The 11,530-nt window shown below is 70.5% G+C and carries 11 protein-coding genes; 3 read left to right on the top strand and 8 right to left on the bottom strand.

All coding sequences use genetic code 11. The features are described 5' to 3' along the window. Positions 1–110: 110 nt before the first annotated feature. From AB0I66_RS20260 to AB0I66_RS20285, 6 genes are all read right to left on the bottom strand, one after another. The gene (locus AB0I66_RS20260) at positions 111–629 is read right to left on the bottom strand and encodes a hypothetical protein (RefSeq protein WP_363209234.1); all 519 of its coding nucleotides are present in this window, start codon (positions 627–629) and stop codon (positions 111–113) included. A gap of 251 nt (positions 630–880) precedes the next feature. Next, entirely contained in the window at positions 881–1,966 is a 1,086-nt protein-coding gene (locus AB0I66_RS20265; RefSeq protein WP_363209235.1) for a TniB family NTP-binding protein, read from the bottom strand. After that, complete coding sequence (locus tag AB0I66_RS20270) at positions 1,963–2,175, bottom strand: hypothetical protein (protein ID WP_363209236.1); 213 nt, start codon at positions 2,173–2,175, stop codon at positions 1,963–1,965. Before AB0I66_RS20270 ends, AB0I66_RS20265 begins: the two co-directional genes overlap by 4 nt. Next, on the bottom strand, positions 2,175–2,438 hold the full coding sequence (locus AB0I66_RS20275) for a hypothetical protein (RefSeq protein ID WP_363209237.1): 264 nt from the start codon (positions 2,436–2,438) through the stop codon (positions 2,175–2,177). The genes AB0I66_RS20270 and AB0I66_RS20275 overlap by 1 nt, the downstream gene beginning before the upstream one ends. A gap of 12 nt (positions 2,439–2,450) precedes the next feature. Then, on the bottom strand, positions 2,451–2,675 hold the full coding sequence (locus tag AB0I66_RS20280; protein WP_363209238.1) for a hypothetical protein: 225 nt from the start codon (positions 2,673–2,675) through the stop codon (positions 2,451–2,453). A gap of 12 nt (positions 2,676–2,687) precedes the next feature. Next, on the bottom strand, positions 2,688–2,933 hold the full coding sequence (locus AB0I66_RS20285) for a hypothetical protein (protein ID WP_363209239.1): 246 nt from the start codon (positions 2,931–2,933) through the stop codon (positions 2,688–2,690). 200 nt (positions 2,934–3,133) lie between these two features. On the opposite strand from AB0I66_RS20285, the gene lon reads away from it, so the two are divergent. Next, the gene (lon, locus tag AB0I66_RS20290) at positions 3,134–5,557 is read left to right on the top strand and encodes an endopeptidase La (RefSeq protein ID WP_363209240.1); all 2,424 of its coding nucleotides are present in this window, start codon (positions 3,134–3,136) and stop codon (positions 5,555–5,557) included. Positions 5,558–5,628: 71 nt separating this feature from the next. Here the strand turns inward: lon and AB0I66_RS20295 are convergent, their stop codons facing one another. Continuing rightward, a complete protein-coding gene (locus AB0I66_RS20295; protein ID WP_363209241.1) occupies positions 5,629–6,471 on the bottom strand; it encodes a lysozyme in 843 nt (280 codons plus the stop codon). A gap of 279 nt (positions 6,472–6,750) precedes the next feature. Here AB0I66_RS20295 and AB0I66_RS20300 point away from each other — a divergent pair, with 279 nt between their 5' ends. Next, complete coding sequence (locus AB0I66_RS20300) at positions 6,751–7,302, top strand: MarR family transcriptional regulator (protein WP_363209242.1); 552 nt, start codon at positions 6,751–6,753, stop codon at positions 7,300–7,302. Positions 7,303–7,456: 154 nt separating this feature from the next. Here AB0I66_RS20300 and AB0I66_RS20305 read toward each other — a convergent pair whose 3' ends face one another. Beyond that, entirely contained in the window at positions 7,457–8,302 is an 846-nt protein-coding gene (locus tag AB0I66_RS20305; protein WP_363209243.1) for a protein phosphatase 2C domain-containing protein, read from the bottom strand. A gap of 377 nt (positions 8,303–8,679) precedes the next feature. On the opposite strand from AB0I66_RS20305, the gene AB0I66_RS20310 reads away from it, so the two are divergent. Further along, positions 8,680–11,526, top strand: coding sequence for a nitrate- and nitrite sensing domain-containing protein (locus tag AB0I66_RS20310; RefSeq protein ID WP_363209411.1), 2,847 nt, complete (start codon positions 8,680–8,682; stop codon positions 11,524–11,526). The last annotated feature ends 4 nt before the right edge of the window (positions 11,527–11,530 follow it).

Genomic DNA, 11,530 nt, shown 5'->3' on the forward strand with positions numbered 1-11,530 from the left:
AAAGCGGAGGGCGCCTGGAAGTCACGTCCGCCCAATGGTTGATGGGATCGCTGTAGTTCATGGGGTCGTTGTAGCGGTTTTGGCGGAAGTCGTACTTACGGAAGTTGTGGTCAGGGTGCCGTAGCCGTTGGGCGATTTCTGTTGAAGCGGTCGCGATCCCATGTCGTTTTCTGCGCTTGTTGTCTCCAATAGGGCGATGCGAAGAGAGTGGCCAGTGAGATGGCTTCGGGATAGACCGCTGCGCAGAGACGTGCCACGGAGAAGCCCGATTCGGCTGTGTCGGGTGGGATGAGGGCCCGGGCCCGGCGGACCCAGTCGTGCCATGCTTCGCCGTTCTTGTTCTCCGGGAGGGACCAGAGCTGGCCGCAGATGAGTATGGCGGTGAGGACTGCGTCGTAGGTGACGGCCCAGCCGTGACGTTGGAGGATGCGCAGATGTCGGCGCTGTGCTTGAACGTCTTCGGGGAGGGCGTCGAGGGGCGTGGTGTGTCCGTCGGCGTCGGATGGGCAGAGCCATAACCGGTGTTGGGTGCAGACGTAGCGGTGGTGCGGCATGATCCTGATGACCTCGCCGCCGGGGTGTTTGGCGTTGCAGTGGGGGCAGCCGGGTTGTGGCTGGTGACGGAACATGGCCCAGTCCGGCTGAGGGGAGCGTAGTTCCGGCAGAGCACCGGCGAGGGCGTGGATGGTCCGGCCGGTGATGGCTGCGAGGCGTTCGGGGACGACGACGCGACGGATGCCTCCTCAGGCTTCGCGTTCGGTGACGCATCGCCAGAGAGCATTGATGTCGAGGCCGCGGAGTCGGGCCAGGCGGGCGATATAGGAGGCGGCGATTTCGTGCTGGGCGGGCGGCACGGGATCAGGAAGCCGGCGCATGAGCATCAGGCCACCCGTCTCCGTCGGGAGGAGGATTTGGATGGTGCGGTGAGTTTTTCGGACTGCTCGGCCGCGAAGTCGACAGGGACGAGGGCGAGCAGCTCCTCGGTGATGCGTTCGCTCTCGTCCTCGATGGCCAGAACGGCGGCGCCGCGGATGAGCTGGGAGAGGGTGCCGATCATTCCGCCAGTGCGATGGAAGATGTACTCGCTCAGGGCCGTGAGCGTGCCAGGCGTGTGGTGGTGCAGGCGGAGCATGGATTCCAGGGTGCCCACCAGGTCCCGCCAGGCGTCTTTCTCCCCATCGTCGGCGTGGGAGAACGGGGCAGCGGGGATGACGACGAAGCGTCCGGCGATTTGACCTCCACGGGTGCCGGCGAACAGGCCCCGTGACTCGATGTCGATGCCCGCGTAGGCGAAGGTGGCGGGCAGACGTTCGGCGAAGTACTTCAGCTGGTCGGATGCTTCGGCGCCCGACCGGGTGCCCAGATTGAGATTGTGCAGCTCGTCGACGAGCACGAGGTCGACATGGACGTGGGCGGTGGTCGCGCAGACCGCGCCGACGATATCGGTCACGTTGGCCCGGGTGGGGAAGGTCAGGCCGAAAAAGCGGGCGAACTCCATTGCGAGCATTTTCGGCGTGGCCGCGGGCGGGACCGTGGCGTAGAGGACCGGGAGCCGGTTGCCGTCACGTGGATACCGTTTGCGTATGGCGAGCTCGTGGGCCTGCCCCAACTGGGTCAGGGCGGTGGTCTTGCCCGTGCCCGAAGCGCCGGACAGGATCACGCCCCGGCGGGCGGAGACCTGGTTGCGGTTGAGCTGGACCAGCAGCCGCGTGGTGGCGATGACGTTGCGGATCGTCGGGGTGTTCACCAGCGGGAGATCGGCGTGATACTCCCGGCGCCGGTCGTCCGCCCGCATCCGCTCCTGTCCGCTCAGCGCTGCCCGCTCGGCGGCTGGCAGCAGCTGGGGCGGGACGGGATCGTGCCCGACGAAGTGGCGCCAGCCTTTCTTGGTGGTGAGCGGGCTATCCGGCGGCAGCTCCTCGGGCGTGCCCGTGTCGGGTCTCGGGGACGGGGCGGGCTTTCTCATAGCCACCTTTCGGCTTCCGCGTGGGCGTCGAAGACGCCGAAGGACACCACCGACGCGGGCGACTGGGCGGCGGCGTCGGTTTCGGATTCGGCCCCGCCGGACGAGCGCAGCCGTACCGACGTCCCGGCCAGGGCCACCACCTGGTGATCGCCGTCGTCGTGGACGATCCAATCGCCGGGACGCAACGCGGCAGCCTGTTTGTGGGCCATCACCGCACCCCCGCTGACACCATCGCCGCGGCGTGCAGCGGCGCCGACACGTCCACCACCAGCTCCTGCGACCACAGCAGGTGGAACAGCACCGGCAGCACCGCGATCGGATCCCCCGCCAGCCCGGCGCCATCCATCAGCGGGTGCGGCTTGGCGAACACCTCCCGCAGCCCGGACGTGACTGGCCCCACCAGATGCCGGGGGTGCCGATAGCCCGCCAGCCACCGCACGTTCCTCACCACGATCTCGTCCGGCGACCCCACCAGCCGGAACTCTCACCCCACCTGGTCGCAGGCCGACTGCGTCGCCACGAACTTCGCCCAGTCCCGGGGCCCCCGCCGGTCCGCCGGACGGCAGTCGACCACGATTGCCGAGCCGTCCTCCCGCCGCGCGAAGTAGTCCGGCGCGTGCGAGACGCTCTTGCCGCTGTCCGACGCCCAGAACAGCCAGAACGGTTGCGAGGACACCCCCACCACCGAGGGGTCGAAGTCCAGCAGCATGACGTGATCGCGTTACAGCCAGGACTCGTATCCGATGTGCCCGCCCGCCGTCGACGACCACCACAGCCCCGGCAGATGCCGCTGTCCTTTGTACGACTTGAACTCGCGGACCGGCATGGCGTCCTCGAACCGGACCGCCCACACATCTGCCAGCGGACGGCGGAACTCCGACCCGCCCGGGTCGATGTAGCCGACCTCGAACCCCTCCACCGGAGGCCCTGTCACACCACCGGGCACCACGCCAAACGCACGAGTCATGACCAGCTAACCCCGCCCACTGATGCAAGGTCACGCTGACCAATGCAAGATCACGTGCAGCCTGGAGTTGACTTATGCAAAGTCCACCGCTACAAGACACTGATCCGCTGATCGCTCACAGCGAACACCCCTTGGGGAACATTCAAGCACTCACAAGCATTGAGCCCACATAGCTCAACTTGAATGCTGAAGGGGAGATCATGACTACTGAGTCCGCCGAGTCGAAGCCGTCCACACCGCTGACACTGCCCGTGCTGCCGCTCGACGACGAGGTTGTCCTGCCCGGCATGGTGGTTCCGTTCGACCTGTCCGACACCGAGGTGCGCGCCGCGGTCGAGGCGGCCCAGGCCGCCGCCCGTTCCGATGGGAGCAGCAAGCCGCAGGTCCTTCTTGTTCCGCGCATCGACGGGACGTACGCCGCGACCGGCGTCCTCGGCACCGTCGAGCAGGTCGGCCGCCTCTCCGACGGTGACCCCGGCGCCCTGATCCGCGGCCGTGGCCGCGTGCGGATCGGTGCAGGTACGACCGGTCCCGGTGCCGCGCTCTGGGTGGAGGGCGTCAAGGTCGACGAGACCGTGCCCGAACCCCTGCCCGGCGCCGTCGCCGAGTTGGTCAAGGAGTACAAGGCGCTCGCCACCAGCTGGCTGAAGAAGCGCGGTGCCTGGCAGGTCGTGGACCGCGTCACGCAGATCGACGACGTCTCGGCCCTCGCCGACAACTCCGGATACTCACCCTTCCTCTCCACCGATCAGAAGATCGAGCTCCTGGAGACCGGCGACCCGGTCGCCCGCCTCAAGCTCGCCACCGAGCAGCTGCGCGAGCATCTCGCCGAGCAGGAGGTCGCCGAGTCCATCGCCAAGGACGTCCAGGAGGGCGTCGACAAGCAGCAGCGCGAGTTCCTGCTGCGCCGCCAGCTCGACGCCGTGCGCAAGGAGCTGCGCGAGATCAACGGCGAGCAGGACGGCGAGGAGTCCGACGACTACCGCACGCGCGTCGAGGCCGCCGACCTGCCCGAGAACGTCCGCGAGGCCGCCCTCAAGGAGGTCGACAAGCTGGAGCGTTCCAGCGACCAGTCGCCCGAGGGCTCCTGGATCAGGACCTGGCTGGACACCGTCCTCGAACTGCCCTGGAACGAAAGGACCGAGGACGAGTACGACATCAAGGGCGCCCAGCACGTCCTGGACGCCGAGCACGCGGGCCTCCAGGACGTGAAGGAGCGCATCACGGAGTACCTCGCGGTGCGCAAGCGCCGTGCCGACCGCGGCCTCGGGGTCGTCGGCGGCCGTCGGGGTGGCGCTGTGCTCGCCCTGGTCGGTCCTCCCGGCGTCGGAAAGACCAGCCTCGGCGAGAGCGTCGCGCACGCCATGGGCCGCAAGTTCGTGCGGGTCGCGCTCGGCGGCGTACGCGACGAGGCGGAGATCCGCGGACACCGGCGTACGTACGTCGGGGCGCTGCCCGGACGGATCGTGCGGGCCATCAAGGAGGCCGGGTCGATGAACCCGGTCGTGCTCCTCGACGAGATCGACAAGGTGGGCTCCGACTTCCGGGGCGACCCGGCGGCCGCCCTCCTCGAAGTCCTCGACCCGGCGCAGAACCACACCTTCCGCGACCACTACCTGGAGGTCGAGCTCGACCTGAGCGACGTGGTGTTCCTGGCGACGGCGAACGTCCTCGAATCCATCCCCGAGGCGCTGCTCGACCGCATGGAGCTGGTCAGGCTCGACGGCTACACCGAGGACGAGAAGGTCGTCATCGCCCGTGACCACCTGCTCCCGCGCCAGCTGGAGCGGGCCGGGCTCGGCACGGACGAGGTGGCCCTGGACGAGAGCGCGCTGCGCAAGCTCGCGGGGGAGTACACCCGGGAAGCGGGCGTGCGGAACCTGGAGCGGTCCGTCGCGCGGCTGCTCCGCAAGGTCGCCGCGCAGCACGAACTGGGCGAGCGGGAGCTGCCGTTCACCGTCGGCGAGGACGACCTGCGCGGTCTCATCGGGCGCCCGCACCACGTGCCCGAGTCGGCGCAGGACCCGGCCGAGCGGCGCACGGCGGTGCCGGGTGTGGCGACCGGGCTCGCGGTCACCGGCGCGGGAGGTGACGTCCTCTTCGTGGAGGCGTCGCTCGCCGATCCGGAGACGGGAGCCTCCGGGCTCACGCTCACCGGCCAGCTCGGCGACGTCATGAAGGAGTCGGCGCAGATCGCGCTGAGCTTCCTGCGCTCGCACGGCGCGGAACTGGAACTGCCCGTCGGCGACCTCAAGGAACGCGGCGTGCACGTCCACTTCCCGGCGGGCGCCGTCCCCAAGGACGGGCCGAGCGCGGGCGTCACCCTGACGACCGCCCTCGCGTCGCTGCTCAGCGGCCGTCTGGTCCGTACGGATGTGGCCATGACCGGTGAGGTCTCGCTGACCGGGCGGGTCCTGCCGATCGGCGGCGTCAAGCAGAAGCTGCTCGCCGCGCACCGCGCCGGGATCACCACGGTGATCATCCCGAAGCGGAACGAGGCCGACCTGGACGACGTCCCGGCCGAGATCCTTCAGAAGCTGGACGTGCACCCGGTGACGGATGTCCGCCAGGTGCTCGAACTGGCCCTGACGGAGGCCGAGGTGAGGGTTCCGGCCGCCGCGTGACGGAGGTGGCCGGTGAGTGCGGGCCCGGGACCCCGAAAGGGGTGCCGGGCCCGCATGCTCGGTGGGTCCGCTCAGCCGTTGGCGAGCGCCACGACCCTGTCGAGGGCGCCGTTGAACTTGTTGTGGTCCCCGACCGTCGGGCCCGTCGAGGTGTACTGCCACATCGTGTGGAAACCCCATCCGGCGGGCAGCTCACCCGGCGAGGTGTTGTAACGCGCGATCCACAGCGGGTTGTTGACGGCGAAGCCGCCGTAGTTGCCGGTGCACTGCTTCCACCAGCTGGTCGCCGTGTAGATGACCGCGTGCCGGCCGGTGCGCGCCTTGTACTGGTTCAGGAAGTCGCGGATCCAGGTGACCATCGCGGACTGGGACTTGCCGAAGCAGGCCGCCCCGTACGGATTCCACTCGATGTCCAGCGCGCCCGGCAGCGTCTTGCCGTCGCGGGACCAGCCGCCGCCGTTGTCCACGAAGTAGTTGGCCTGGGCGGCGCCCGAGGAGGTGTCGGGCGTCGCGAAGTGGTAGGCGCCGCGGACCATGCCCACGTTGTACGAACCGTTGTACTGCTGGGCGAAGTACGGGTTCTTGTAGTACGTGCCCTCGGTGGCCTTGACGTAGGACCACTTCACGCCGCTGTTCCAGAGCGTCGACCAGGCGACGTTGCCCTGGTGGCTGCTGACGTCGACGCCTTCGGTCTGTACGGCGTCGCCGCCGGGCGGCAAACTGCCCTGCCCGTCGTGCTCGACGACGCCCTGGCCCATGCGGGCCGATCCGCGGGCGGGGGTGTCGTCGCCGCCGGCGGCCTGTGCGGCGCCCGGCAGGGTGAGGAGGAGGGAGAGGGCGGAGAGGACTGAGAGCAGGACTGCGGCCGCTGACCAGCGGGAGCGGCGGGGCGTTCCGGGTCTGTGCACGGGCATGTGCGTGCCTCCGTAGGCCTCGATTGAGCTCGTCGGAGCTCGTGGGGGGACCTGTCGACATGCTCCTGGTGTGAACATGTCACGAAGGACGCTACGCACGTAGACCCGGGGCTGGGAAGGGGGTTCGGTGTCTGCCGTTGGTCTACTCCAGCGGCGGTGGCCTCGGCGCGGTGCGGCGGGGCGTTACGAAATACTGGTCGAGCTGCGGCGATGGGCCGACGCGGATGTCTGCCGCCGTGCGGGGCGGAAAACTTCTCTGATCCGGAAAGAAAGCGTGCCATGGGTGCTGAAGTGCACGAGGGCGAGAATCACGGTGCAGCCGACGTGAACGACGGTGGACCCGACGTGAACGACGGTGGACCCGACGTGAACGACGGTGGACCCGACGTGAGCCGGGGGGTCGACCGTGAGTTCCTCTCCCTGGAGCGCGAGTTGACGCTGCTCCTGCGCCGGGCGCGGGCTTCGTCCGGTGAGATGGCGCGGCAGGTCCACCCCGATCTGGAGCCCGCCGCGTACGGACTCCTGGTCTGCCTCGACGACTCGGGCCCGCAGCGGGCCACCGACCTCGCCGCGTACATCGGCGTCGGCAAGGCCACGATGAGCCGCCAGTTGCGGGCCCTGGAGGAACTGGGGCTGGTGGCCCGTGAGCCCGACCCGGCCGATGGGCGGGCCTGGCTTGTCCACCTCACGACGGAGGGCGGCACGCGGTTCCGTACGGTGCGGGCGGGGCGGCGGGAGCGGTACGTGCGGAAGCTGGCCGGGTGGGACCGGGCGGAGGTCGCGGAGCTTGCCCGCTTGCTGCGGCAGCTGAATGAGTCCCCGGAGTCTTGAGGGCGGGGCGTTGTCGGGGGCGCGATTCTGCCTGCGGGTGGGCTGTGGCTTGTCGCGCAGTTCCCCGCGCCCCTTGAGACGTCTGCCGTCTGCGGGTTGGGTGTGGTTGCTCGCGCCGTTCCTCGCGCCCCTTTGGGGCGCGCCCCCGGTTGCGTCAGAGCTCCGCGTACACCACGGCCGCGTCGTCGTGCAGCTTGCCCCGCGGGAACGTCGTGCCCTTGGGGTCCGCGCGTTCCAGGTCCCGTACCCGGTCCACCAGACGCTGGGGGCCCTCCTTGCGCAGCAGCGCGAAGCACTCCGCCCAGTCGCCTTCCCGGAATGTCTCGACCCAGCGGCCGACGCCGTCCGTGAGGGCCGCCACCGCTGTCACCTCGGTGCGCGGCCAGGTTCCGGTGACGGCGCGTGCGGCCGCCGAGGGGTCGGCGGCCGCGGTGAAGAAGCCGTCCTCCGCGTTCCGCAGGGCCTCGACCGCGGCGCCGTACACACGGCCCGCCTCCTCGCGCTCGGCGGTACCGCGCGGCAGCGCGCGGACCGCGTCGCGCAGGGCGCGGATCCTCGGGGGCAGTTCCGCGAGGCGTACGTCGAGCACCGGCGTGACGTGACCGTCCGGGCCCGCCATCAGGAGCGCGGAGTCGGACAGGACGAGGTGCTCGACCCGCTCCTCGTCCCAACGCACCAGAATCACGGTCGCCTGAGGCGTACGCGGGTGAGAAAGGTCACAAGTCTCGCCATGGGCCTCCGCGGTGCGCGCGATCGCCGCCGCGAGGATCTCGGAGAGCGGCAGATCCCGTCGCGAAACGGACAGTTCCCCCAGTGCGCCGCCGAGTCGCGCCGTGAACCAAGGGACGGAATGCAGACAGCCGTCGTCTCCGACGGGCGGGGTCACCCCGTCCAGGAGGACGAGCGATCCGCCTTGTCCGGCTGCGGGAAGGATCACCGCGGCATAGTCCTCGTTGGGCCGCGCGGGGTCCCCGGGCTCGGTGGCGAGTTCGATACGCATTCGGCCAGTCTGCACGAGGCCTTCACAAGGCCGTCGGGAAGGCGCAAAACAACGGGGGTTGGCCCGGACCAGCAGGTCAGACGCCGGATTTCAGTCGGAATGATCGCTTCCGGCGGCGTGTGGCGGCGCATCCTGCCAAAGCCTGCGGTCGACGTCCAACCGGCGCACCGTGGCCGGGACTTTCGGCCCGCGTCGGGACTTGCTCGCCAACTCCCCGCCGATGTTCACTCCTTCGGGTGGCCAGGCATGTGATGCACGACTGCCACCCATCGGCACTGGAAGGGTCTGGAGCCGTACCGGGGGGCTCGTGTGTTGACGGATCGTCACCCGGGCCCATGGGCAGACGAAAAACAAGAATGCGAGCACCGGTGCAGAAGATGCGGCCTGGGCGCAAGGGCAAGCAGACGGCTCCCGAAGGGGCCACGCCGGGCGCGACCACCCCTACGGAGCGTTCGCCCGAGCCCGCAGCGGGAGAGAACCCCGAGCACGCGGCGGGAGAGCCCACCGCCCCCGCGGTGACGCCTCCTGACGGCTCGAAGCCCGCGAAGCCCGTGAAGTCGGCCAACTCCAGGCCCACCGCACGCGTGCGCAACCGGCTGATCGTCGCCGTCGCCGTGGTGGCCGCCGCGATCGCCGGCGCCGGAGCGCCCGCCGTCATCGCCGCCTCCGGGCAACTGAACGACGCGCAGCAGCTGGTGACCCTCGCCGAGCGCACCCAGGACGCGGTGTCCCTGGGCCACTCGCTGGCCGACGAGCGCGACGAGGTCACCTCGTTCATCGCCGCGGGCCGCCCGCAGGGCAAGGGGCTCTCCGAAAGCCGCAGCGCCCGCGTGGACCGCCAGATCGAGGAGCTGCGCACGGCCGACGCCCCGGCCGCACTGCGGGGGGACCTCTCCGACATCGGGGCCGTGCGCAGAGCGGCGCTCACCGGCAAGAGCACCGCTCTCGAAGCCCACACGGCGTACTCGAAGGTCATCACCGAACTGCACGGCCTCACCCGCGAGCTCGCCGAGAAGACCCCGCCCCGCGCGGGCTCCGGCGCCTACGCCCTCGCCGACCTGGACCACGCCGTCGAACAGGCCGCGAGCGCCCGCGGCCTGCTCCTCGCCACCCTCGCCGTCCCGCGCTCCACGGAGACGAGCACGAGCATCGACCCCGTGACCGGCCTTCCCACCACGGTGGTCGACGAGTCGCCCGCCGCGGGCAAGACCCGCGACGCCCTCAGCGCCGCGGGCCAGCAGGCCCACGTGCGCGCGCAGGCCTCCCTCGCCGACTTCCGGGACGCGGCCACGGACCGAGCCCGCACGACGTACGACTCGACGGTCACGGGCCACGAGGTGACCACGGCGGAGAAGTACCTCACCCGCCTCACCGACCAGCCCACGCTCTCCACCGCCGAGCTCGGCTTCGACCGCGAGAAGCTCGACGCGGCGCTCTCCGCCCGCATCGAGATGATGCGGGGCGCCGAGTCCGCGCTCACCGTGCAGCGCACCAAGAACCTCACCGACCTGCGCGACGAGGACGTGACGGCGCTGGAGATCCGCGTCGCGCTCGTCGGCGTCACGCTGCTCGTCGCCGTCGGCGTCTCCATGGCCATGGCCCGCAGCCTGACCCGCCCGCTCGCCGTCCTGCGCATCGGCTCGGCCCGCCTCGCCCACGAGCCCGCGCCCCAGGACCCGATCCGCTTCACGGGCCGCGACGACGAGTTCGCCCAGGTCGTACGGTCCGTCAACGCGCTGCACGAGCACGCGGCGGCCCTCACCGAGCGCCTCACCACGCTCGAAGCCGACCGCAAGCACCTCATCGGCCAGCGGCAGTCCATGGCCGACGAGCGCGAGACGCTGCGCGCCGAACTGAGCGAGGCCTCCGCCCATCTGGAGCGGGTGCGCCAGTCCATCCATGGCACGTTCGTCAATCTGGCGCTGCGCACCCTCGGCCTGGTCGAGCGGCAGCTCGCCGTCATCGAGAACCTGGAGGACCGCGAGCAGGACCCCGACCGCCTCGCCACCCTCTTCAAGCTCGACCACTTCGCCACGGTCATGCGCCGCCACAGCGAGAACCTCCTGGTCCTCGCCGGCGCCGAGCACGGCCACCAGCACCCCGGCCCCGTCCCGCTGGTCGACGTCGTACGCGCCGCCGTCAGCGAGATCGAGCGGTACGAGCGGGTGCGCATCGCCACGCTGCCGCCGCACGCGCACGTCGCGGGCTTCGCCGCGGACGACATCAGCCACCTGGTCGCCGAACTCCTGGAGAACGCGACCTCGTTCTCGCCGCCGGACGCCTCCGTGGAGGTCTCGGGCTGGCTCCTGGAGAGCGGCGAGGTCATGCTCTCCGTGCAGGACGAGGGCATAGGGGTCACCGAGGACCGCATGGAGGAGCTCAACTCCCGCCTCGCGGACTTCCGTCCCGACGACGCGTACGACCAGGAGAGCGGGGACGGCCTGGGGCTCGGCCTCTATGTCGTGGCCCGGCTCGCCGCGCGGCACGGGGCGCGGGTCCGGCTGCGCGAGCAGAAGCAGGGCGGTGTCGCGGCGGTCGTGGTCCTGCCGAAGGCGATCCTCGCCGCGGCGCCCGCGGTGGGCGCTCCACCGGTCGGCGTTCCGGTGGCCGGGGCGGCACCCGCGGTGCATCTGCCCGGCTCGGAGGCCGAGGCGAACTCCAACGTGCTGCCGGGGCGTTCGGCGGGGTCCGCCGCCGCGGACCCGCTGATCGCGGCTGCCGAGCGGACGGTGCGGGACGCGGAAGCGGACGCGGAGGCCGCGCCCGAGATTCCGGCAGAGGCCGCGCCCGAGGTTTCGGCCGAGACGACCATGGAACTCGCGGTTCCGCCCGCCCCGGAGGAGCCGGAGGTCCCGGAAGCTCCAGCGGCCCCGGAAGCTCCGGAAGCCGAGGCTCCCGAGACCGAAACCGCGACCGATCTTGAGCCCGAGCCCGAAGCCGAAGCCGAGCCCGAAGCCGAGCCCGAAGCCGAGCCCGCCCCCACCCCCAAGTGGGAGCGCGTCACCGACAAGGGGCTCCCCAAGCGCACGCCGAAGATCTCCGCGCCCGAGCCCACCGTGCCCAGGGCGCGCAGCGGATCCGTCGACGCCGAAGCGCTGCGCAAGCGTCTCGGAGGCTTTCACCAGGGGGCCATCAGCGGCCGTCGCGACGTAGAGGCCGAGCTGACCGAACGTAACGAAGAGACCAAAAACATGGGGGACACAGTCGAGGAGGCAAGTAGTTGACTGC

This window comes from Streptomyces sp. NPDC050439, from assembly GCF_040655335.1.
Taxonomy (GTDB): Bacteria; Actinomycetota; Actinomycetes; order Streptomycetales; family Streptomycetaceae; genus Streptomyces.